This window comes from Bacteroides galacturonicus (assembly GCF_003096855.1).
Taxonomy (GTDB): domain Bacteria; phylum Bacillota; class Clostridia; order Lachnospirales; family Lachnospiraceae; genus Lachnospira; species Lachnospira rogosae.
In genome coordinates this window covers 202,095-225,211 of the sequence record NZ_QEOA01000002.1, presented here as the reverse complement: position 1 = coordinate 225,211, position 23,117 = coordinate 202,095, and the positions used below count along the sequence as shown (strand labels likewise).

23 protein-coding genes are annotated in these 23,117 nt (G+C 36.5%); all 23 read left to right on the top strand.

Annotated features, from left to right (window positions below):
• The first annotated feature begins 24 nt into the window (after positions 1-24).
• The 23 genes from C7390_RS01095 to cdd all read left to right on the top strand — a co-directional run bounded on the left by C7390_RS01095 (position 25) and on the right by cdd (position 23,107).
• Entirely contained in the window at positions 25-1,305 is a 1,281-nt protein-coding gene (locus tag C7390_RS01095) for a diaminopimelate decarboxylase (protein WP_022501825.1), read from the top strand.
• Positions 1,306-1,339: 34 nt separating this feature from the next.
• On the top strand, positions 1,340-2,740 hold the full coding sequence (locus tag C7390_RS01090) for a hypothetical protein (RefSeq protein ID WP_022501824.1): 1,401 nt from the start codon (positions 1,340-1,342) through the stop codon (positions 2,738-2,740).
• Positions 2,741-2,784: 44 nt separating this feature from the next.
• Positions 2,785-3,114, top strand: coding sequence for a hypothetical protein (locus C7390_RS01085; protein ID WP_022501823.1), 330 nt, complete (start codon positions 2,785-2,787; stop codon positions 3,112-3,114).
• A 14-nt stretch (positions 3,115-3,128) separates the two neighbouring features.
• The gene (locus C7390_RS01080) at positions 3,129-4,238 is read left to right on the top strand and encodes a DUF2953 domain-containing protein (RefSeq protein WP_318295454.1); all 1,110 of its coding nucleotides are present in this window, start codon (positions 3,129-3,131) and stop codon (positions 4,236-4,238) included.
• Positions 4,239-4,253: 15 nt separating this feature from the next.
• Positions 4,254-4,655: a GerW family sporulation protein gene (locus C7390_RS01075; protein WP_022501821.1), complete on the top strand. Its 402-nt coding sequence runs from the start codon at positions 4,254-4,256 to the stop codon at positions 4,653-4,655.
• A gap of 366 nt (positions 4,656-5,021) precedes the next feature.
• Positions 5,022-5,207, top strand: coding sequence for a 50S ribosomal protein L28 (rpmB, locus tag C7390_RS01070; RefSeq protein ID WP_022205439.1), 186 nt, complete (start codon positions 5,022-5,024; stop codon positions 5,205-5,207).
• 219 nt (positions 5,208-5,426) lie between these two features.
• Positions 5,427-5,786, top strand: coding sequence for an Asp23/Gls24 family envelope stress response protein (locus C7390_RS01065; RefSeq protein WP_022501819.1), 360 nt, complete (start codon positions 5,427-5,429; stop codon positions 5,784-5,786).
• 56 nt (positions 5,787-5,842) lie between these two features.
• Positions 5,843-7,543, top strand: a complete 1,701-nt coding sequence (locus C7390_RS01060; RefSeq protein WP_090140034.1) for a DAK2 domain-containing protein — start codon at positions 5,843-5,845, stop codon at positions 7,541-7,543.
• A 72-nt stretch (positions 7,544-7,615) separates the two neighbouring features.
• On the top strand, positions 7,616-9,670 hold the full coding sequence (gene recG / locus C7390_RS01055; protein ID WP_116443426.1) for an ATP-dependent DNA helicase RecG: 2,055 nt from the start codon (positions 7,616-7,618) through the stop codon (positions 9,668-9,670).
• Between the two features lie 12 nt (positions 9,671-9,682).
• Positions 9,683-9,913, top strand: a complete 231-nt coding sequence (locus C7390_RS01050) for a hypothetical protein (RefSeq protein WP_022501816.1) — start codon at positions 9,683-9,685, stop codon at positions 9,911-9,913.
• A 79-nt stretch (positions 9,914-9,992) separates the two neighbouring features.
• Positions 9,993-11,351: a sodium-dependent transporter gene (locus C7390_RS01045; protein WP_055306579.1), complete on the top strand. Its 1,359-nt coding sequence runs from the start codon at positions 9,993-9,995 to the stop codon at positions 11,349-11,351.
• Between the two features lie 196 nt (positions 11,352-11,547).
• Positions 11,548-13,044, top strand: coding sequence for a stage IV sporulation protein A (gene spoIVA, locus C7390_RS01040; RefSeq protein WP_022501814.1), 1,497 nt, complete (start codon positions 11,548-11,550; stop codon positions 13,042-13,044).
• 87 nt (positions 13,045-13,131) lie between these two features.
• Positions 13,132-13,656 (top strand): adenine phosphoribosyltransferase, encoded by a 525-nt coding sequence (locus tag C7390_RS01035; protein WP_022501813.1) that lies wholly within the window; start codon positions 13,132-13,134, stop codon positions 13,654-13,656.
• 22 nt (positions 13,657-13,678) lie between these two features.
• Positions 13,679-14,479: a purine-nucleoside phosphorylase gene (deoD, locus tag C7390_RS01030; protein ID WP_318255805.1), complete on the top strand. Its 801-nt coding sequence runs from the start codon at positions 13,679-13,681 to the stop codon at positions 14,477-14,479.
• Positions 14,479-16,188: a MutS-related protein gene (locus C7390_RS01025; protein WP_055174669.1), complete on the top strand. Its 1,710-nt coding sequence runs from the start codon at positions 14,479-14,481 to the stop codon at positions 16,186-16,188. The genes deoD and C7390_RS01025 overlap by 1 nt, the downstream gene beginning before the upstream one ends.
• 70 nt (positions 16,189-16,258) lie before the next feature.
• A complete protein-coding gene (locus tag C7390_RS13505; RefSeq protein WP_022501810.1) occupies positions 16,259-16,408 on the top strand; it encodes a hypothetical protein in 150 nt (49 codons plus the stop codon).
• 1 nt (position 16,409) lies between these two features.
• Positions 16,410-19,049: an alanine--tRNA ligase gene (alaS, locus tag C7390_RS01020; RefSeq protein WP_116443425.1), complete on the top strand. Its 2,640-nt coding sequence runs from the start codon at positions 16,410-16,412 to the stop codon at positions 19,047-19,049.
• 185 nt (positions 19,050-19,234) lie between these two features.
• Complete coding sequence (gene rpsU / locus C7390_RS01015; protein WP_005539624.1) at positions 19,235-19,411, top strand: 30S ribosomal protein S21; 177 nt, start codon at positions 19,235-19,237, stop codon at positions 19,409-19,411.
• A 99-nt stretch (positions 19,412-19,510) separates the two neighbouring features.
• Positions 19,511-19,771, top strand: coding sequence for a YabP/YqfC family sporulation protein (locus C7390_RS01010; RefSeq protein ID WP_116443424.1), 261 nt, complete (start codon positions 19,511-19,513; stop codon positions 19,769-19,771).
• Between the two features lie 27 nt (positions 19,772-19,798).
• The gene (locus C7390_RS01005) at positions 19,799-20,995 is read left to right on the top strand and encodes a sporulation protein YqfD (RefSeq protein WP_116443423.1); all 1,197 of its coding nucleotides are present in this window, start codon (positions 19,799-19,801) and stop codon (positions 20,993-20,995) included.
• A gap of 32 nt (positions 20,996-21,027) precedes the next feature.
• A complete protein-coding gene (locus tag C7390_RS01000) occupies positions 21,028-22,098 on the top strand; it encodes a PhoH family protein (RefSeq protein WP_090140024.1) in 1,071 nt (356 codons plus the stop codon).
• Positions 22,025-22,597 (top strand): rRNA maturation RNase YbeY, encoded by a 573-nt coding sequence (gene ybeY / locus C7390_RS00995; protein WP_318255804.1) that lies wholly within the window; start codon positions 22,025-22,027, stop codon positions 22,595-22,597. Before C7390_RS01000 ends, ybeY begins: the two co-directional genes overlap by 74 nt.
• Before the next feature lie 123 nt (positions 22,598-22,720).
• Positions 22,721-23,107 (top strand): cytidine deaminase, encoded by a 387-nt coding sequence (gene cdd / locus C7390_RS00990; RefSeq protein WP_055306585.1) that lies wholly within the window; start codon positions 22,721-22,723, stop codon positions 23,105-23,107.
• Positions 23,108-23,117 lie beyond the last annotated feature (10 nt).

Sequence of the window (23,117 nt, the reverse complement as noted above, 5' to 3'; positions counted from 1 at the left end):
CAGGAATGTGGAACGGAGAGTAAGATGAGCGAAAAGAAGACATTTGTAACATTAGAGCAACTTAAGGAGATTGATAAGACATATCCTACACCTTATCATCTTTATGATGAGAAGGGAATAAGAGATAATGCAAAGAGATTAAAAGAAGCATTTGCATGGAATAAAGGTTATAGAGAGTATTTCGCGGTAAAAGCTACCCCTAATCCATACATATTAAATATATTAAAGGAGTACGGCTGTGGAGTTGATTGTGCATCTGAGACAGAGCTTATGATGGCGTATGCACTTGATTATAAGCCGGGTGAGATTATGTTCTCATCTAATGATACACCAGCAGAAGAATATGCTTATGCCAATGAGATTGGTGCAACAATTAATCTTGATGATATTACACACATTGAATTCTTAGATAAAATACTTGATGGAAAGTTCCCGGAAACTATGAGTTGTAGATATAACCCTGGCGGATATTTCCAGCTTGGAACATCAATTATGGACAATCCGGGTGATGCCAAGTATGGTATGACACACGATCAGATTATTGAAGCCTTTAAGATATTAAAGAGCAAGGGTGTTAAGCATTTTGGCATACATTCATTCCTTGCAAGTAACACAGTTTCTAATGAATACTATCCAACACTTGCCAAGATTTTATTTGAGCTTGCTGTAGAACTTCGTGATAAGACAGGAGCTGATATTAAGTTTATTAACCTTTCTGGTGGAGTTGGTGTTGCATACAAGCCAGACCAGACACCTAATGATATTGCTGTTATCGGTGCTGGCGTTCATAAGGTATATGATGAAATTCTTACAGCAGCTGGTATGGGGGATGTTGCAATATATACAGAGCTTGGAAGATTTATGCTTGCACCTTATGGCTGTGTTGTAACAAAGGCTATCCACGAGAAGCACATTTATAAGGAGTATATTGGTGTTGATGCATGTGCAGTAAATCTTATGAGGCCAGCTATCTATGGTGCTTATCATCATATTACAGTAGCAGGTAAGGAAAATGAGCCTTGCGACCACAAGTATGATGTAACAGGTTCACTTTGTGAGAATAGTGATAAATTTGCAATTGACAGAATGCTGCCAAAGATTGATATGGGAGATTATCTCATTATTCACGATACTGGAGCACATGGTTATTCTATGGGGTACCAGTATAATGGTAAGTTAAGATCAGCAGAGCTTCTGCTTAAGGAAGATGGAAGTGTACAGATGATAAGAAGAGCAGAGACACCAAAAGATTATTTCGCAACATTTGATTTCTGCGATAAGCTTGATAAGCTTAATTTAAATTAATCATTGATTAAAATTAACGATTGGAAATAGGTATATGAAGAATTTAGGATATATTGCCAGTGAGATAACAAAGGGTAAGAATTTATCAGATAATCTTGTTAAATATGGAAAGGGATTGTCATCATTATATAATGGTCTTGCTTATATTAAGATGTCTATGAATTATTATACAATTCTTAATATGATTAAGGATAATGAGATAGATGATGAGCTGTTTCTTGAAATGTTCCAGGGTGTCAATGAGATAATAGAGATTTCTTCCATAGATTCAGCTGTTGCCAGTGAAGATGTTCTTACAGACAAGATTAGTTCGCTAAGAAACCGTCTTATAGCTATTATGGAAAGCATAACTGATTATGTTGACAAGTTTAAGATATACGAATATGTATTGAACAGAGTAGAATACCGCTTTAAGGATGATGAACTTGATGAGGAATACTATAATACATATATGACTAATGACATAATGCACTACATTTTATCTGATAAAGATAATGTATCTATCAATGGAAGAATATCTGAAATGGTTGGCCAGCTTCCGATAAGAATGTCAAAAGCAAGATTTTATGATCATATTAAAGATGCATTTACGCTGTATCACGGAGCACAGAAACAGACAATTGATGATTTCTATTATTCGTTAAGTACAAGTGCGATGTTAAAAGATGCTGATAAAGACTCAATGTTCTTTAAGGATATGAATGATTTCTATGTAACGTTAAAGAATGCAGATTATAAAAATCTTGACAGCAGTGAGTACACACGTTTAAGGGGTGCACTTGATATAGCTACAGAGAAGATGAACAATGCAGCTGATATATATGTGCTTCTTGCCCAGATAATTAATGATTTGTATACAATTATATTATCTGATAATAATACAATAGGGGATAATACAGAGGTAAATGTTGCTAAAGATATTATTCTTAAGTCTAAGAGCCTGTTTGAAGATGAGCAGGAGCTTGATGAGATAGCAGAACTCTTTACAGCTTTTGAGGGCAAACAGGAGCGTATATTAGAAACTGTAATGGCGGCTGATTTTGCAACACAGTATGCTGCTGCCAACCTTAATGATACATTAGATGAACTTGCACTGTCAGATATGTACAGCTCGCTTGAAGCAATCGGCAAGCTTCAGTCAGGAAGTGACTTTGTTGATATATCGCCTAAAGAATATTTTGATGAAATTCCTGATGATTCATATGCTGATATGGCGGCAGAAAAGCTTATTACAGAGCTTGATAGGTTATTTACAGACTGTCAGCAAAGTGTTAAAAGAGCAGTTATGGCGGCTGTATTATCAATGCTTCCAGTGTTCTTTAATAATACGGAAGAAATTCAGGATTATATCAACAGTTCATTAATACAGTGCAGTGATGAAGCTGAGAAGAAGGCTGTTGTTGAAGTAGTAAGAATGATTATTGCCGGACAATAAATGTATATTAAGCGGTCTTGTACTGCTTGGAAACGAGGAATATTGTGAAGTGGTATAGAAAGCTGTATATTGGTGAGAATGCAAAGAAAGATAAATATAAAGTATTTGGACATATAAGAAAGAACAGATTTTGTGCAGATACATTTTTGATAACACTTGCTTCTAACACTTGCAATATTCTGGATATATATTCGGCTAATATGCTTTTACAACCACATTTTAAGAATAAAAATGTAAACGAAGAAATATATGTAGTTGGACTTGCTAAAGGACGTGATGAGGCACTTAATCTTGTGAGAGATATAATTGATGAAGTGTATAATGCTACAGGTGGATTTGATATAAGAGAATATCTTGGATTTGGCAATAAATAATAATGGGGGCATTAATGGTTCATATTATATTATTAATTCTTAAAATAGCAGGAATAGTGCTTCTATCATTGCTTGGAATATTAATTCTGCTGGTGCTTATGGTTTTATTCGTGCCGGTAAGATATAATATTAGTGCTGATTATCATAGCAGGCTTACGGCAAATATTAAGATAAGCTGGCTTCTTAATGTTCTTAGGCTAAAAGCATCATATGCTAATGACTTATCGGTTAAGGCATATGCTATGTTCTTTAAAATATTCGATAATAATTCGGATAAGGAGAAGAAGCAAAAGAATAAAGAAGGCGATAAGTGCATTGATGATATGTATGTGGCGGACAGCAGTCAGGAAACTGCCGGACAATACGCTGCTGGTAGACAGAATGAAACAAGTGGTGCTGGCAATAGTCAGGATACTGCTGTGCAGGTTGAAGCATTAGAAGCTGAAAAAGCCGTTGCTGATAAAAAGATGGTGGCAGATGAAGCTTTAGAAAAGACAGATGAAAAAGCCTCAAGGAGTTCTTCTAAAGAAAGGCTGGAAGAAATTCATAAAAAAGCTGACATAAAGCAACATATAGAAAGCAGAAGTAATAACCAGCATAATGAGGATGATAAACATAATAGGCAGTCAGTCAGCCAGCCTCATAAGAAAAAAGACCTCATTGGCAGGCTGAAAGCAGCACTTAATAGTGTGAAAGATAAGCTTATAAGCATAAAAAGCAAGTTTAAAAAGCTTTTAAAAGCCATTGTGGATAAGAAGCGAAGTGCTTGGCAGAAGATTAATGATTTAAAAGTAATTATTAATGATGAAGAGAATAAAGAACTTGTAAGGCTTATTAAGAAGGAACTTAAAGAACTTATAAGAGAAATAACACCGGTTAAGTATGATGTTAATGTGCGCTATGGTTGTGAAGAACCATATATGACAGGCAGGATATTAGGAGTGATTGCGGTTATATATGGAATTACAGGTGTTCAGTTTAATATAACCCCTGAATTTGAACAGAAAGTGCTGGAAGGGGATATATATATGAAAGGCAGGGTAAGAATATACCGCCTGCTTTTGATAGCTTTAAGAGTATATAAAAACAACAGGTTTAGAAAGCTTGTGTTTAATAAGGGTTAGTAATGGAGGATTAATATGGCAGAGAATAAGAATGATTTTAATGAAACTGTTGCATCGCTTTTTAAGGGTATGGATTCCTTTTTATCAGCTAAGACAGTTGTTGGGGAAGCGGTACACGTTAATGATACAATTATACTTCCATTAGTTGATGTATCGTTTGGTGTTGGGGCCGGTGCATTTGCTGGTGATAAGAAGAATAACGCCGGCGGTGGTATGGGAGGCAAGATGTCTCCAAGTGCTGTTCTTGTTATCCAGAATGGTGCAACTAAGCTTGTTAATATCAAAAATCAGGATACTGTAACTAAGATTTTGGATATGGTTCCAGATGTGGTTGACAGAATAACTGGCAAGTTTGGTGATGTAAAGATGGATGATGATATTGATGAAGCTATCAGTGATGTTACAGATGAAGAATAGATTATAAAAAATGAGTATACAGCATATACATTTACAAAATGGATAATATGTATATCTGCGCCATATGTATTGATAACATCATAAAGATAAGGGCAGTGTACATAAGAAGAGGATTGTTATGTGCAGAATGTTGGGCTTTATTATGTTCTGGATTGCGGTTGGAATGATTATAGGGTTAATCTTTACAGGTAGTATGTTCTGGCATATAGTTATAATAATTGCTCTTATTATTATAGGTTATAATATGTTTTGTCATTAAAATGTAATATTTTTAGTAAAAAGGTGTTGCAAAATGTAATATGTTCTGATACAATAATTTCTGTTGTGGGTAAATTTACCCAATACCGGTAAGGAGGTGTAATTGATATGGCTAAATGTGCAGTTTGCGAAAAAGGTGCTCACTTTGGTAATGCAGTGAGTCATTCTCATAGAAGATCTAATAAGATTTGGAATTCTAACGTTAAGTCTGTTAGAGTTAAGGTTAATGGAGCAACAAAGAAGATGTATGTATGTACTTCTTGCTTACGTTCAGGTAAAGTTGAGCGTGCCTAATGCTATTAATTTTCGAAAATTTATATCAGTACATTAAAGTGAATTGCACAATTTAATAAAATTGCGTAATTCACTTTATTTATTTTAGCTTTGATAGTATAATGAAAATATACTTTATATGTGGGGAAAGTTTGACTGCGCAAAACTTCTTGCAAATATGCTTCATAAGAGGCTTTGCATAGATTCCTTAAAATACAAGTCGCAGTATGGAGGCTAGATATGAATGGAACATTAAACAACAAATTAGGAAAAGTATCCATCTCAAGTGATGTTGTTGCTCAGTATGCTGGTTCAACAGCAGTTGAGTGTTTCGGAATTGTCGGAATGGCGGCAGTAAGTATGAAAGATGGTCTTGTTAAGCTGTTAAAAGGTGATAGTCTTACAAGAGGTATTAAGGTTGAGATAGACAGTGACAATAGAATAGAAGTTGATTTTCACGTTATAGTTTCTTATGGTGTAAGCATTTCAACAGTTGCTGACAACCTTATTGAGAATGTAAAGTACAAAGTATCTGAATTCACAGGCCTTGAAATTAAAAAGATTAACATATATGTTGAAGGCGTTCGTGTTATAGATTAATTGTTTTTATAAAGTAGATTGACGGGCCTTGTTTATGGCAGAATGGAGGAAATAAAGTGGCTACTACTACAATAGATGCAGCACTTGTGCAGAAGATGTTTCTTGCAGGAGCTAAGAATCTTGAATCAAAGAAAGAATGGATTAATGACCTTAACGTATTTCCAGTACCAGATGGTGATACAGGAACTAATATGACTCTTACAATTATGTCAGCGGCGAAAGAGGTAAGTGCAATTGCCAATCCAACAATGGAGAGTCTTTCTAAAGCTATTTCTACAGGTTCATTAAGAGGAGCAAGAGGTAATTCAGGAGTTATTCTTTCTCAGCTTCTTAGAGGTTTTACTAAGGAAATGTCACACGTTAGTGAGATAACTGTTGAGACACTTGCAGTTGCAACACAGAGAGCGACAGAGACAGCTTATAAGGCTGTTATGAAGCCGAAGGAAGGAACAATCCTTACAGTTGCAAAGGGTGTATCTGATAAAGCGGCAGAGGTTGCAGGGAATGTGACAGATTTAGAAGAAGCATTATCAGTGATTATTGATTATGCAGAGGAAGTGCTTGCTAAGACACCAGAGATGTTACCAGTATTAAAGGAAGCTGGAGTAGTAGATTCAGGTGGACAGGGACTTGTAGTTGTTCTTAGGGGAATGTTAGATGCCCTTACTGGAAAGGTTACAGATTTCACAATTACAGAACCTAATGCTGAGTTTAAATCTGGTTCTAGTATGCCTGGAAAAGGTGCTGCCATTGAAGATGTAGATATTAAGTTTGGTTACTGTACAGAATTTATAATTATGCTTGAAAAGTCATTTGATGAAAAGACAGAGGCGGACTTTAAGGCATTTCTTTCATCAATTGGTGATTCAATTGTGTGCGTTAATCTTGATGATATCGTTAAGGTTCATGTTCATACTAACCATCCTGGTCAGGCATTTGAAAAGGGGCTTGAATACGGTCAGCTGACTAAGATGAAGGTTGACAATATGAGAGAAGAACATAACCAGAAGGTTGTGGCGCAGTCAGAGATGCAGTCAGCTATTGCCGCAGATGCTATGAAGAAGCACGAGCAGGAGAAGAAGGAACAGGAACCTAAGAAAGATTTCGGTTTTGTTACAATAGCTGCTGGTGAAGGTATAGCAGAGATATTCAAGGGTCTTGGTGTTGATGAAGTAATACAGGGTGGACAGACAATGAACCCATCAACAGAGGATATTCTTAATGCCGCAGAGAAGATTAATGCAGATACTATATTTGTTCTTCCTAACAATGGCAATATTATTCTTGCTTCTAATCAGGCTGCTTCAATTATTGAGGATAAGAAGATTGTTGTTATTCCAACAAAGACAATTCCTCAGGGAATTACAGCTATGATTAACTTTGAGATGACAAGAAGTGCAGAAGAGAACGAGATGGCTATGCTTGATTCACTTTCAACTGTACAGTCAGGTGAATTAACATATGCTGTAAGAGATACTTCAATTGACGGCAAAGAGATTAAGAAGAATAATTACCTTGGACTTGGTGACAAGGGACTTGCGGCTGTTGGAACAGATATGAATACAACACTTATAGATATGCTTGATACATTTGTGAATGATGACTCAGAACTTATAAGCGTATACTATGGACAGGATATTAAGGAAGATGATGCCAACGAACTTGTATCACAGATAGAAGAGAAGTTTGACGGTGTTGATGTGGAACTTCAGTATGGTGGCCAGCCAGTATACTATTATATAGTATCTGTTGAATAATAATTAAAGATATTAGCCCTTTATTTAATTGATGATGACACGCATATAAGCTGTCAGATATGGAGTAGATGTATGGATATTACTCAATTAAAAGGAGTAGGGGCTGTAACTGCTAACAATCTAAACAGGCTTTCTGTATACACAGTAGAAGATCTCGTAAAGCTGTATCCGAGAGATTACGATGTATATGAAGAGCCTGTTTTTATTAGTTCAATTGATGATGATACAGAGATTGCTGCTATAGAGGGAACGGTAGTTGGAAGCCCTGATATATATGGTAATGGAAGGCTTAAAATGCTGTCTGTTATCATTAAGGATTTAGAAGGCGGTGCGATAAAATGTGTATGGTATAATATGCTATTTTTGAAAGCATCATTAAGAATAGGAACACACTATGTATTCAGGGGAAAAGTGAACCATAAGAAAGACAGTTATATATTAGAACAGCCGCAGATGTATACAATGGCTCGGTACAATGAGGTTAAAGGTCAGCTTATGCCTATATATCCTCTGACGAAAGGATTATCTAACAAGACTGTTGTAAAAGCAGTAACACAGGCACTTGATAAATATAAAATCGGGTTGGAAAAGGAATATATACCTGAATATATAAGGGAAAAGTATAATCTTGCAGAGCATAATTATGCGATGGTTAATATACATTTTCCGCAGAGTATGGATGATTATATTATTGCAAGGCATAGGCTTGCATTTGAGGAATTTTTTCTGTTCGTGCTTGCAACTCTTAATATGAAAGCTTCTAACGAAAGAATACCTAATAGCTATGTTATCCCTGATAATGTAAAGACAAGAGAGTTCATTAACCAGCTTCCGTTTAAGCTTACTCATGCACAGCTAAGAACATGGGAAGAGGTTAAGAATAATATGAGTGGAAAGCATCTTACAAGTCGTCTTATACAGGGAGATGTTGGTTCTGGTAAGACGATTGTCGCTGTGCTTGCACTTATGAATACAGCATTTGCAGGGTATCAAGGGGCAATGATGGTTCCTACAGAGGTACTTGCCAGGCAGCAGTATGAGTCTATAAGAAATATGTTCGCCAATGCCGGTATAGATATTAATGTTGGACTTCTTACAGGTTCTATGACACAATCTGCCAGGAGAAAAGTGTATGATGATATAAAAAATGGTACTATTGATATAGTAGTTGGTACTCACGCACTTATTCAGGAGAAGGTTGAATATAATAATCTGGCACTTGTAATAACAGATGAACAGCACAGATTTGGTGTCAACCAGAGAAAACAGTTGTCAGATAAGGGGAACAATCCGCATATAATTGTAATGAGTGCAACACCAATTCCAAGAACTCTTGCGATTATATTATATGGCGATTTGGATATATCTATTATAGATGAAATGCCATCAGACCGACTTGCAATAAAGAATTGTGTTGTGGATGATTCATACAGGCCAAAGGCATACGCATTTATTAAAAAGCAGGTCAGCGAGGGCAGACAGTGCTATGTAATATGTCCTATGGTGGAGGATAGCGAGAATATTGAAGCGGAAAATGTAATAGATTACACGGATAAGTTAAGAGCTGAACTTAAAGGCGTGCGAATTGAGTATCTTCACGGTAAAATGCGTCCAGTCGATAAGAATGAGATTATGGAAAGATTTGCCAGCGGAATGATAGATGTGCTTGTATCTACGACAGTTATTGAGGTTGGGGTAAATGTTCCTAACAGCACGGTTATGATGGTTGAAAATGCTGAAAGATTCGGACTTGCACAGCTTCATCAGTTAAGAGGACGTGTCGGAAGAGGAAAGTACCAGTCGTATTGTATATTTGTTACTGGCAATAAATCCAAGAAGATAAAGGACAGGCTGGATATACTGCAATATTCCAATGATGGTTTTAAGATAGCAGAGGAAGATTTGAAACAGCGTGGTCCGGGAGATTTCTTTGGGGTACGACAGAGTGGTGATTTTGATTTCGGAATAGCAGACGTATTCACAGATGCCAAGACTTTAAAAGAAGCATCAGATGCGGCTAAAGAGATGATGGATAGCGGCTTTGACATAGAGGATGGTGCTAACACATATCTTAAGGAAAAGGTTGATGACTATACGAGAAAATGTCTGGAGAAAATCAATTTATAAAGGAGACTGGTTATGAGACAGATGGAATTTACAATGAGCAGGCCTAATCTTGTTAAGCAGGGTGATGAGGTTGAGATAACTGAGGGAAAGCTTCCAAGCAGTTATTATTATACTATTGAGCCAGCAGTTGCTATGTCAGGCAATTACTCAACTCCTGACAGGCTTAAGTCAAGACATGGAGTTGTTAAAGAAGTCGGAGAGACAAGCAGAGGATATTATGTGCTTGCGGAATTTGAAGATTGAAAATATATTAATAATATGTATAATTAAATATTGAATATTAAACATTAAATGATTTATAAGGAAAGGTTTGGAATAACTAATGGAAAAGAAGAAAAGGGGCAGTTTCACGGGAGAAATAGGATTTGTACTTGCGGCTGCGGGAAGTGCTGTTGGACTGGGTAATCTGTGGAGATTTCCGTATCTTGCGGCACAATATGGCGGAGGAATATTTATTCTTGTATACATTATACTTGCACTTACATTTGGCTTTACTCTTATGACAACAGAGATTGCTATAGGAAGAAAGACAAAGTTAAGTCCGACAAGGGCGTATAAAGAGGTTGATTCTAAGTTTGGATTTATTGGGCCGATTGCATTTATAATACCGGTTATCATTCTGCCATATTACTGTGTAATAGGAGGATGGGTTACAAAATATGTCACAGTATTTGCGGCAGGACAGAATATAGCTGCTGCCGAAGACTCATTTTTTGGTAACTTTATTGGAAGGGAATATGCACCACTTATATTCTTTATTATATTCCTTGGGCTTACATCACTTATTGTAATATCAGGTGTAGAAAAAGGAATTGAGAAGGTGAGCAGTTATCTTATGCCAGCACTAATTGTGCTTGCGGTTATAATATGTATATATGTAATTACAATTCCAGGTTCATCAGCAGGAATTAAATATTACCTTCTGCCGGATTTCTCTAAATTCTCATTTAAGACGGTGTGTGCAGCTATGGGACAGATGTTCTATTCAATGAGTCTTGCAATGGGAATTATGATAACTTATGGTTCATATACTAAAGATGAGGTGAGCATTGTAAAATCTGTCAACCAGATAGAGATATTTGATACAGGAATTGCCATTCTTGCAGGAATGATGGTTGTTCCGGCAGTGTATATATTCAGCGGTGAAGCTGGAACATCACAGAGTGGTGCAGGACTTATGTTTGTAACGCTTCCTAAGGTATTCACACAGATGACTGCTGGAAGATTTATAGGCGGATTGTTTTTTGTGCTTGTGTTTTTTGCGGCACTTACAAGTTCGGTATCCGTTATGGAAGCAATAGTGTCAATGCTTATAGACAGATTTCATATAAGCAGAATTAAAGCGTGCCTTGGTGTTATTATATTCTCGGTTGCCCTTGGAATACCTTGTTCACTTGGTAATGGGGTATGGTCACACATTACAATACTTGGAATGGATTTCCTTACATTCTTCGATTTTATAAGCAACAGTCTTCTGCTTCCTATAGTAGCCTTCTTTACCTGCCTTATGATAGGCTGGTCAACGGGTGCTGACTATATTATTGGAGAAGCTACCAAGAATGGAGAAACTTTTAAGCGTGAGAAAATATACCGCGTTATGATTAAGTATATAGCACCGGTATTATTGCTTATTATTCTTGTGTTCTACACATTGGCACAGTTTAATATAATTAAATTCTAATTCGTCACAGAATATGTATTTTTAATTTGTTACAGGTTATGCGATGAATATAATTACAGGGTTATGTGATTAATATGTATGTCAGATGAAAGCTGTACATTTTCTGCCACACAGGCAGGAATGGAGGCGTTCGTCTGGCATATTTTTTTATTGAATGGAATATACATTTATATGCGTATATATGGAGGTTAGATATATGGATGGAAAAGAGCTTGTATCAGGTGCAGCGTATGATGTATATATGGATATTAAGAAAAGAACCAATGGAGAAATATATTTTGGTGTTGTAGGACCTGTAAGAACTGGTAAGTCAACTTTTATCAAAAGATTTATGGAATTGTGTGTCCTTCCTTCTATGAAAGATGATAATAAAAGAAAGAGGGCACAGGACGAACTCCCACAGTCGTCAGGTGGAACTACAGTTATGACAGTTGAGCCTAAATTTATTCCGAGTGAAGCAGCACTTATAAGTCCATTTGAGGGAATTAATATGAAGGTAAGGCTTGTTGATTGTGTCGGATTTATGGTTGAAGGGGCTAATGGGCATCTTGATAATGGAAAAGAGAGAATGGTTAAGACGCCGTGGGACACTAAGGAAATAGCGTTTTCCAAGGCGGCAGAGATTGGGACTAAGAAAGTGATAAATGACCATTCAACAATAGGGATTGTTGTGACAACAGACGGTTCTTTTACAGAAATTGACAGAACAAATTATGTGGCGGCAGAAAAAAAGACAATTAATGAATTAAAAAAGATAAATAAGCCGTTCGTTGTAATATTAAACAGTGATAAGCCTTATGCTGCAAAGACCAAAGAACTTGCTGTTAATATGTCGGCTGATTATGAAGTTCCTGTTATTCCTGTTAATTGTGACCAGTTAAAGAATGAAGATGTTAATAATATTCTTAAAGAGGTGCTTAAGCAGTTTGCAGTGACACAGATTGACTTTTTTGCACCTGAATGGACACAGGTGCTTCCTGATGAGCATTGGCTAAAAAAAGAGCTTATGCAGGTGGCTGGAGAGGTGTTAGAAGGCATTAATACAATAAAAGATGCTGATAATTATAAATATAGTGCAGATAATGAATACATAAAGAAGCTTGATGTTACAGATGTGTCACTTTCGGAGGGAAGGGTGAGTGTGAAGATGTCTGTAGATGCTAATATTTATTATGGCATTTTAAGCGAGCTTACCGGAACTAAGATATTAAATGAATATGAGCTTATAAGTACAATAAGAGATCTGGCGTTAAGAAAGAAGGAATATGAAAGTGTATCTGATGCGGTAACTGATGTTAATATGTCTGGCTTCGGTGTTGTAACGCCTGTAAGAAGTGCAATAGAATTAGAAGAACCAGTTGTTATAAAAAATGGTAACAAATATGGCGTTAAGATTAAGGCTAAAGTTCCGTCAGTGAATATGTTAAAGACACAGATTAATGTTGAGATTGCACCTATAGTCGGAACTAAAAACCAGGCAGAGGATCTGATTAATTATATTAAAGATAATACAAAGGATAATCCGGACGGCATATGGGATACTAATATATTTGGAAAGACGATAGAACAGATTGTTAATGATGGGATATACGAAAAGACACATAATATAACTAAAGATAATATGGATAAGATTGGGGAAACTATAGAAAAGGTTATGAATGAGAATTCGGGACTTGTCTGCCTGATTGTGTAACGGAGTGCTTGATTGTAAGAGAGAATTCTGATAAAATTAGTTGTAATTAATGTACTTTGCACAATAAAAGGCAAATAGGAGGACAATATGAAAAAGGTTGAAGATTATGTAAGAAGTATTCCAGATTTTCCAGAGAAAGGAATTATATTCAGGGATATAACAACAGTAATCCAGAGTCCAGAGGGATTAAAGCTTGCTATAGATGGAATTAATGAAAAGCTTAAAGGTGTTGATTATGATGTTGTAGTTGGACCAGAATCAAGAGGATTTATATTCGGAGTTCCAGTTGCATATGCTAATGGCAAAGGCTTTGTTCCTGTAAGAAAGAAAGGTAAGCTTCCTTGTGAAACTATTTCACAGGATTATGAGCTTGAATATGGCACAGCAACTATCGAGATGCATAAGGATGCCATAGTACCGGGACAGAAGGTTGTTATTGTAGATGACTTAATCGCAACAGGTGGAACAACAGAAGCTATTATCAAGCTTATTGAACAGCTTGGTGGTGAAGTTGTAAAGATTATATTCCTTATTGAGCTTGAGGGGCTTAAGGGCAGGGAAAAGCTTAGCGGATATGATGTTGACGCAGTTATAAAGTACGCTGGAAAGTAAAATAATAATGAGGGCTGTATGTTTGCTTCAGAGTGCCTTAGTGGGATTTTCTGACAGGATGCAGCCTTTGTTTGGATATGGAAGGGGTGATGTTATGCCAACACCACATAACACAGCGAATACAGGTGATATAGCTAAGACAGTTATAATGCCGGGTGATCCTTTAAGGGCGAAGTATATAGCTGATACTTATCTTGATAATGTAGTCAGGTTTAACAATGTAAGAAATATATATGGTTATACAGGTGTATACAGGGATGTTGATATATCCGTTATGGCTAGTGGTATGGGTATGCCTTCTATGGGCATATACAGCTACGAGTTATTTAAGTACTATGATGTCGATAATATTATAAGAATAGGGTCGGCAGGAAGTATATCTGACAAGGTTGACTTAAGGGATATTGTGTTAGCTATCGGTACAAGTACTGACTCTAACTATGCTAAGCAGTATAATCTTCCTGGAACATATGCACCTGTGGCAGATTTCGGGCTTTTAAACTGTGCATATGAGCAGTCGAAGCTTTATGGTATTGCTGCTGAGGTTGGGAATGTCGTATCAACAGATGTTTTTTATAATGATAATCCAGAATATAATAAGGCGTGGAGTAATATGGGTGTGCTTGCTGTTGAAATGGAATCAGCGGCACTTTATATGAATGCCGCCCGTCTTTCAAAGAATGCTCTTGCTATGTTTACTATAAGTGATAATCTTATGAATGGACAGTCATTATCGGTTGAGGAAAGACAGGAGGGCTTTGATGATATGATAAAGCTTTCACTTGAAACTGCAAGATTGTATAATATCGGGGGAGGCATATAATGGACAAGTCGGGTTATACAGATATGACAAGTATACAGATACTTGTATTTTTTGCACTTGTTATTATTATTGCTGTATATGTCACAGTTACGAATAATAGAAGAAAGCAGAATTTAATTATTAAAAAGCTGAAAAATGGCTGGGGAAAACCGTCACAAAGAAAGTATTCCGGTGAAGATTATGAGTGCATATCACATTACTTTAAAAGAAATGAAGATGAGAACTCTATAGATGATATAACATGGAATGATCTTGGTATGGATGCGGTATTTTGTATGATGAATAATACGAATTCATCTGCAGGACAGGAATATCTATATAAGATGTTAAGATGTCCCAATGCGGATATCCAGTCGCTTAAAAAGCTTGATAAGCTTGCCTCTGACTTTGATAAAAATGCTGCTAAAAGACTTGATATACAGAAAATATTTGTATGGATAGGACGTGCAAAGCATATATCAATAAGTGATTACTGCGATGTTGTGGTAGGACTTGAGAAAAAAAGCAACGTTCTTCATTATGCTTCAATGCTTTTTATTCTTGCAGCAGTTATATTTACCTGCACCATAAGCCCGGTGCTTGGAATATGGCTTTGTATCGCAGCTATCGCATTTTCGATAATAACGTATTATAAATATAAGGCTGCTGTTGATAGGTACTTCATATGTGTTAATCATATTGTGAAACTGCTTATGGGTGCGAAAAAGATAACAGCACTTAATATTGATTTTCTTGGTGAGTATAACGATAAGTTAAAGAATATATCAGAGGAGCTTTCAGATATAACAAAGAGGTCATGGCTTCTTGAAACGGGTAATGTTGATGGTTCTATAGCCGAGATTTTGCTTGATTACCTAAGAATGTTGACACACGTTGACCTTATAAAGTTTAATAATCTTATAAAGCTTTTTAATGATAAAGAAGATTATATATATGAGCTTATAGATACACTTGGTTTTATAGAGGCATCCATATCAGTTGCTTCATTCAGATGTATGCTTGGCAGCTGGTGCGTTCCTGAGTTCAGGAAGGATAATGATATGCAGCTTGAAGTAAGAAATGTATATCATCCGCTTATAACAAAGCCTGTAGCCAACTCTATAAATACTAAGCATAATGTACTTCTGACAGGATCTAACGCTTCTGGAAAATCGACATTTCTTAAGACAATCGCGATTAATGCACTTTTGTCACAGACAATATATACGAGTGTGTCGGAATACTACAGAGCACCTGTATACAGAATATATTCGTCAATGGCATTAAGAGATGACCTTAGCAGCTCCAACAGCTATTATATAGTGGAAATCAAGTCACTTAAGAGGATGTTGGATGCGGCTTCTAAAGAGGGACATCCTGTTCTTATGTTTGTTGATGAGGTGCTTCGTGGAACTAACACGGTTGAGCGTATTGCGGCATCATCAGAGATACTAAAGAGCATAAGGACTGATAAAGCACTTGTGTTTGCGGCAACACACGATGTAGAGCTTACATCACTTCTTAGAGGAAAATATGATAATTATCATTTTCAGGAGGAGGTTACAGATGATGAGGTTGTATTTGATTTCAAGCTGTATACAGGACCTGCAACCACAAGAAATGCAATAAAGCTGTTAAAGACTATAGGTTATGACAGCACTATTATTAATGCGGCTGAGAGAAGTGCGGGCTATTTTCTTAATAATGGAAAGTGGAATGTTGAAAATTGATATGAGCTATGGTAAAATACTATGTTGTTTATAGCTGCTGCAAAGCCGGCAGTAGCAGAAAGGAAGGCTTATGGTAGGATTAACATTAGTTTCGGAATTAATATTTGAAGCGGTAAAGTTTGTAGTTATGCTTGGACTTTTAGTTCTTGCAGTATTTGCCGGTGGTAAGATTAGAAAAGGATTAGATGCTAAAAAGGCAGCTAAACAGGAGGAAGAATAAAGTGCAGTACAGAGGCGTTAACGAATTAAGAAGATTATATCTTGACTTTTTTGAGAGCAAGGGACATTTAAAGATGAAGAGTTTCTCACTTGTTCCACATAATGATAACAGTCTGCTTATCATTAATTCAGGTATGGCTCCATTAAAGCCATATTTTACAGGTCAGGAAATCCCACCAAGAAGAAGAGTGACTACTTGTCAGAAGTGTATCCGTACAGGTGATATTGAAAATGTTGGTAAGACAGCAAGACACGGTACATTCTTTGAAATGCTTGGTAACTTCTCTTTTGGCGATTATTTTAAGACAGAAGCTATTCATTGGTCTTGGGAGTTCCTTACAGAAGTTGTAGGACTTGATGCCAATAGATTATATCCATCAATATATGAGGAGGATGATGAAGCTTTTGAAATCTGGAATAAACAGATAGGTATTGCACCTGAGAGAATATTCAGATTCGGTAAGGAAGATAATTTCTGGGAACACGGTGCTGGACCTTGCGGTCCATGTTCTGAGATTTATTATGATCGTGGCGAAAAGTATGGCTGCGGAAAGCCAGGCTGTACGGTAGGCTGTGACTGTGACAGATATATGGAAGTATGGAATAACGTATTCTCACAGTTCAATAATGATGGTAAGGGTAACTATACAGACCTTATCCAGAAGAATATTGATACAGGTATGGGTCTCGAAAGACTTGCAGTTGTTGTTCAGGACGTTGACTCTATATTTGATGTTGATACATTACAGGCACTCCGTAATAAGGTATGCGAGATGGCTGGTGTTAAGTATAAGGAAGATGAGAAGCAGGATGTATCTATCCGTGTTATCACAGATCATATACGTTCAGTAACATTTATGGTAAGTGATGGTATTATGCCATCTAATGAAGGCAGAGGCTATGTACTTAGAAGACTTTTAAGAAGAGCGGCAAGACATGGAAGACTTTTAGGGATAGAAGGAAAGTTCTTATCAAAGCTCTGCGAAACAGTTATAGAAGGTTCTAAGGACGGATATCCAGAACTTGAAGAAAAGAAGGAATTCATTACTAAAGTTATATCTGAGGAAGAGGATAAGTTCAATAAGACTATTGACCAGGGATTAAGTATTCTTTCAGATATGGAAAAGGAACTTCAGGAGAAGAACCAGAGCGTTCTTTCTGGGGAAGATGCTTTCAAGCTTTATGATACTTATGGTTTCCCTATTGATCTTACTAAGGAAATCTTAGAAGAAAAGAACATAACTATTGATGAAGACGGCTTCATTAAATGTATGAATGAGCAGCGTGAGAAAGCACGTAAGGCTCGTAAGACAACTAACTATATGGGTGCTGATGCAACTGTATATGATAAGATTGATCCAGCTATCACAAGTGAATTCGTTGGATATGACAAGCTGTCTAATGATTCCAAGGTAACAGTTCTTACAACAGAAGAAGATGTTGTAGAAGCTCTTTCAGAAGGAGATAAGGGAACAGTTATCGTTGATCAGACAGTATTCTATGCAACAATGGGTGGTCAGGAAGGTGATAAAGGTTATATCACAACTTCTGAGGGCGAATTTAAGGTTGATACAACAATCAAGCTTAAAGGCGGCAAGATTGGCCACGTTGGAACTATGACAAAGGGTATGCTCAAAGCTGGCGATACAGTTACTCTTACTGTAGATTCAGAATACAGAGCAGATACATGCAAGAATCATAGTGCAACACACCTTTTACAGAAAGCATTAAGAACTGTACTTGGTAACCATGTTGAACAGAAGGGTTCTTATGTAGATCCTGAAAGATTAAGATTTGACTTTACACATTTCCAGAGTATGACAGAAGAAGAGATTAAGAAGGTCGAAGATATTGTCAATGAAAAGATTGCTGAGGCAATTCCAGTAGAGACAAAGATTATGACAATCGAAGAAGCTAAGAACACAGGTGCTATGGCACTTTTTGGTGAAAAGTATGGTGAGAAGGTAAGAGTTGTATGTATGGGTGACTTCTCTAAGGAGTTCTGTGGTGGTACACATGTTGCCAATACAGCTAACATCAGACTTTTTAAGATTGTATCTGAGTCAGGTGTTGCTGCAGGAGTAAGAAGAATAGAAGCTCTTACAGATAAGGGAGTTCTTAAGTTCTTTAATAACCTTGAAACTCTTGTAAAAGAAGCTTCAATAGCAGCTAAGGCAGAGAGCACACAGCTTGTAAGAAGAATTCATACAATGAATGATGAGATTAAGGCACTTATATCTGAGAATGATAAGCTTAAGGCAGAGCTTGCTAATAATGCTTTAGGTGATGTGACAGATAATGTTGTTGATGTTAAGGGTGTTAAGCTTCTTGCAACTAAGGTAGATAATGTTGATATGAATGAACTTAGAAACCTTGGCGATAAGTTAAAGGGAGAGATTGGTTCAGGTGTTGTGCTTGTTGTAAGTGCACTTGCGGCTGATAAGGTTAATATGATAGCGATGGCTACAGATGATGTTGTTGCAAAGGGTGCTCATGCTGGTAATCTTATTAAGTCTGTTGCTTCACTTGTTGGTGGCGGCGGTGGCGGACGTCCTAATATGGCTCAGGCTGGTGGTAAGAATGCTTCTGGTATTGATGAGCTATTAAAGAAGGCACCAGAAGTGCTTGCAGAACAGATTTAATTATAATAGTAATAATAACCGCTATGATATTGGTTATAATATTAATTTAACAAATTGTGCTAAAATCGCAAAATTTCTGTTGACTTAGGTGATTTCTGTGATATAATATCTGTTGTGCGATTAGGTAAAACCCTATATGTATTGCCCAGCACAATTACGCAACAGAAGGGTGGTCAGGAAAAGGTATGTCAAATGTCATCGTTAAAGAAAACGAGTCTTTAGATAGCGCATTACGCAGATTCAAGAGAAACTGCGCAAAGGCAGGCATTCAGCAGGAAATTCGTAAAAGAGAACATTACGAAAAGCCAAGCGTAAGACGCAAGAAGAAGTCAGAAGCTGCTAGAAAACGTAAGTTCAATTAATTTGATAGCGAAATATTTAATCCCGGTGTATTTTAGAATACATCGGGATTTTTTTGCATATTTTATATATAAGCGTAAGTTGTTATGCTGGGGTAAGATATGGGAAAGTTTAGGTGTGCGAAAGATGTGCGTTCGGTTGTTATGCCGCAGTCTGTTACTATGCCGATTCTTACAGTTATTGGCAATAAGGAAATGTATATAGAGAATTTTAAATCAATAATGGAGTATGAATGTGATAGTGTCAAAGTCATTACAGGGCGTGGAATTGTACACGTTAAGGGAAGTGACCTTGATATAGGATATCTGGATATGGATGAAATATCCATAAAAGGGAGGATTAAAGAGATTACATTTGAGTAATATGGTTAATGGGGTGCTGTGTATAATATGAAACTGGGTATTAAAGATGGATTGAAGCATATTTTTTATATTGAACTGGAAATAAGCGGGGATGGTATAAATACATTTTTTAATATGTGCAGAAAAAAAGATATAATATTTTTTGATGTACAGCATATTAAAACTGGCAATAATGCTGTGCGTGCCAGGATAGCAAGAAATGATTTCTTTATGATAAAAAATCTTGTTAAGGCGGCAAGGGTGCATATTAAAGTTATCAAAAAGGCTTATCCAAGATATTACATATTTAGATACAGACAGCATTATTCGTTTGCCTACGGGGTGCTTATTGCATTTGTTATAATAAAGCTTCTGGGAATGTTCGTATGGAAAGTGAATTTTAATGGTAATTATGTATACACAGATGAGTATTTGAAAAGTTATATAAAGGATATGAAAGTTTATAATGGAAATATGCTTAAAAATATTGACTGTGCGTATATTGAAGAATGCATAAGAAATGATCTTGATGTTACATGGGCGAGTGTTGAGATAAAAGGCTCAATGGTTAATGTATACATAAAAGAAAATTATTCTATGAATAAAGAAGCAGTGAAGTCTGTGTATAGTGACGGTGAAGATATAGTAAGCAGTTGTCAGGGTGTTGTTAAGAAGATAATTACAAGAAGTGGTACACCACTAGTAGCCTGCGGTGATGAGGTTCAGGAGGGGCAGGTGTTAGTATCTGGCAGGGTGGCTGTTACTGATGACTCAGGAACGGAGCTGTATCAGGTAGATGTATGTCCTGATGCAGACATTTTAGTTCATACAGTAATTGCTTATGATGATATACTGGAAAGAGAATACGGATACAGACAGTATACCAAGAGGAGATATTCTTCGTTAATTATAGAAAATAACAGCGGCTTAATTAAGCTGACCAAGCCGCACAGGCGGATAGAGCAGTATGATATAATAACGCAGAAATATCCATTGATTGTTGCAGGAGGGATAGATACTGGAATTGTTATTGGGGTAGAGAACAGAAAAGAATATAAAGTTATGAATGACAGGTATAATGATGTCCAGTTAGAAGATATTCTTAATGAAAGATTACAGATGTATATTTCACATATGGAACAAAAAGGAGTGCAAATAATGGATTGTCGTGTTAATATAGATACAACTGATGACAGAGGAAGCTGTACTGGAGAATTGGAAGTACTTCTTCCGGTTACTAATTGATATACATATTAATAGAAAGAGGATTAATATTAATGAGTGAAGTAGAAGTTGTTATTGATATGCCAGCAGAATACAGCAGTATGGTGTTTGGACAGTTTGATGAATATGCCAAGGCAATAGAGAGTAATCTTAATATAGAATTAATAGCAAGGGACGGAGTTGTAAAGATAATAGGAGCAGAAGCTAATGTTATAAGGGCAAGAGGCGTGCTTGATAATCTTATAGAGCTTGCAAGAAGAGGTAACCAGATAAGTAGACAGAGTGTTGATTATGCAATATCGTTATCATTTGATGATAAGCAGGATACTATGTTAGAGATAGACTCCGATACAGTATGCAGGACTATAGCAGGAAAGCCAATTAAGCCAAAGACATTAGGCCAGAAGAATTATGTAGACCAGATAAGGGATAAAATGATTGTATTTGGAATAGGCCCTGCTGGTACAGGAAAGACATATCTTGCAATGGCAATGGCTATTCAGGCATTTAAGTCTAATGAGGTTAATAAGATAATTCTTACAAGACCAGCGATAGAGGCAGGAGAAAAGCTTGGATTTCTTCCGGGTGATTTACAGAGCAAGGTAGACCCATATCTTCGCCCTTTATATGATGCACTTTTTCAGATTATGGGTGCAGAAAGCTTTAATGCTAATATGGAAAAGGGACTTATAGAGGTAGCACCGCTTGCATATATGCGAGGAAGAACTCTTGATAATGCGTTTATAATATTAGATGAAGCACAGAATACAACGCCTGCACAGATGAAAATGTTCCTTACAAGAATAGGTTTCGGTTCTAAGGTAGTAGTTACTGGAGACCAGACACAAAAGGATCTTCCAAGAGATGTAACATCTGGTCTGGACGTTGCTATGAAGGTGCTTTCAAAGGTTGATGAGATAGGTTTTGTAAAGCTTACTAACCACGATGTAGTAAGACACCCTCTTGTACAGAAGATTGTAAAAGCTTATGAGGAATATGAGAACAGACAGAACAAGAAAGAATTTGACAGGCGGAATAGGAAAGAATCTGATGGCAGGTCAAAAAAGAATTACGACAGCAGACAGGGTAAGAAAGAGAAAGGAACAAGAAAGAATGACAATTAATATAGAATATGAAACAGATAAAAAGTTAGATTTAGATTATGAGAAGATAATTAATGAGGTTGTTAATGAGGCAGCTGCATATGAGAAATGTCCATATGAGATAGAGGTTAATGTCACATTGACGGATAATGAGGCGATACATCAGATTAACAAAGAGTTCAGGGAAGTTGATGCACCTACAGATGTTCTCTCATTTCCTATGATTAATTATGAAGCACCATCTGATTTTGAGTCACTTGAAGACGAATTTGAGAATAACACAGAGGACTATTTTAATCCGGATACAGGTGAACTTATGCTTGGTGATATAGTTGTATCAGTAGAGAAGGTGGCTGAACAGGCTGAAAAATATGGACACAGTGAAGTGAGAGAACTTGCATTCTTAGTTGCACATAGTATGATGCACCTTTTTGGATATGACCATATGACAGAAGAAGAAAGCAAGGTTATGGAAGCTAAGCAGAGAGAAGTCCTTGATAATATAGGAATTACAAGATAATTATATTGGATATATTACAATTATAAGAATGATAATATTGTAGTTAACTATAAAATGACAACATTGAGGTTATATATTGCAGTTATAAGAATATAGAAATTGCGGGTGAGAGGTATAGGTATAATGGAATACACAGATAGAGAGCTTTTAGATAAAGCAAAAGAGGCAATGGTTTATTCGTATTCACCTTATTCAAGGTTTAAGGTCGGGGCTTGCGTACTTACAAAGGACGGACATATTTATACAGGCTGTAATATAGAGAATTCAAGCTTTGGTGCGACTAACTGTGCAGAAAGGACAGCAATATTCAAGGCTGTAAGTGAGGGTAGAAAAGAATTCGCTAAGATTGCCATAGTGTCATCTTCAGGTTTAAAGACGTATCCGTGTGGAATATGCAGGCAGGTTATGAGTGAATTCTTTAAGGGTAATGAGCAGATAATTCTTGAAAATGCTGGAGAGATAATTAAATATACTATTGATTATTTACTGCCTGATAGTTTTAAATTGTAATAAATAGTAA

Coding starts and splice junctions, on each gene's coding strand:
- C7390_RS01095 (WP_022501825.1), top strand. CDS start 25: ATGAGCGAAAAGAAGACATTTGTAACATTAGAGCAACTTAAGGAGATT.
- C7390_RS01090 (WP_022501824.1), top strand. CDS start 1,340: ATGAAGAATTTAGGATATATTGCCAGTGAGATAACAAAGGGTAAGAAT.
- C7390_RS01080 (WP_318295454.1), top strand. CDS start 3,129: ATGGTTCATATTATATTATTAATTCTTAAAATAGCAGGAATAGTGCTT.
- C7390_RS01075 (WP_022501821.1), top strand. CDS start 4,254: ATGGCAGAGAATAAGAATGATTTTAATGAAACTGTTGCATCGCTTTTT.
- rpmB (WP_022205439.1), top strand. CDS start 5,022: ATGGCTAAATGTGCAGTTTGCGAAAAAGGTGCTCACTTTGGTAATGCA.
- C7390_RS01065 (WP_022501819.1), top strand. CDS start 5,427: ATGAATGGAACATTAAACAACAAATTAGGAAAAGTATCCATCTCAAGT.
- recG (WP_116443426.1), top strand. CDS start 7,616: ATGGATATTACTCAATTAAAAGGAGTAGGGGCTGTAACTGCTAACAAT.
- C7390_RS01050 (WP_022501816.1), top strand. CDS start 9,683: ATGAGACAGATGGAATTTACAATGAGCAGGCCTAATCTTGTTAAGCAG.
- C7390_RS01045 (WP_055306579.1), top strand. CDS start 9,993: ATGGAAAAGAAGAAAAGGGGCAGTTTCACGGGAGAAATAGGATTTGTA.
- spoIVA (WP_022501814.1), top strand. CDS start 11,548: ATGGATGGAAAAGAGCTTGTATCAGGTGCAGCGTATGATGTATATATG.
- C7390_RS01035 (WP_022501813.1), top strand. CDS start 13,132: ATGAAAAAGGTTGAAGATTATGTAAGAAGTATTCCAGATTTTCCAGAG.
- C7390_RS01025 (WP_055174669.1), top strand. CDS start 14,479: ATGGACAAGTCGGGTTATACAGATATGACAAGTATACAGATACTTGTA.
- C7390_RS13505 (WP_022501810.1), top strand. CDS start 16,259: ATGGTAGGATTAACATTAGTTTCGGAATTAATATTTGAAGCGGTAAAG.
- rpsU (WP_005539624.1), top strand. CDS start 19,235: ATGTCAAATGTCATCGTTAAAGAAAACGAGTCTTTAGATAGCGCATTA.
- C7390_RS01010 (WP_116443424.1), top strand. CDS start 19,511: ATGGGAAAGTTTAGGTGTGCGAAAGATGTGCGTTCGGTTGTTATGCCG.
- C7390_RS01005 (WP_116443423.1), top strand. CDS start 19,799: ATGAAACTGGGTATTAAAGATGGATTGAAGCATATTTTTTATATTGAA.
- C7390_RS01000 (WP_090140024.1), top strand. CDS start 21,028: ATGAGTGAAGTAGAAGTTGTTATTGATATGCCAGCAGAATACAGCAGT.
- ybeY (WP_318255804.1), top strand. CDS start 22,025: ATGGCAGGTCAAAAAAGAATTACGACAGCAGACAGGGTAAGAAAGAGA.
- cdd (WP_055306585.1), top strand. CDS start 22,721: ATGGAATACACAGATAGAGAGCTTTTAGATAAAGCAAAAGAGGCAATG.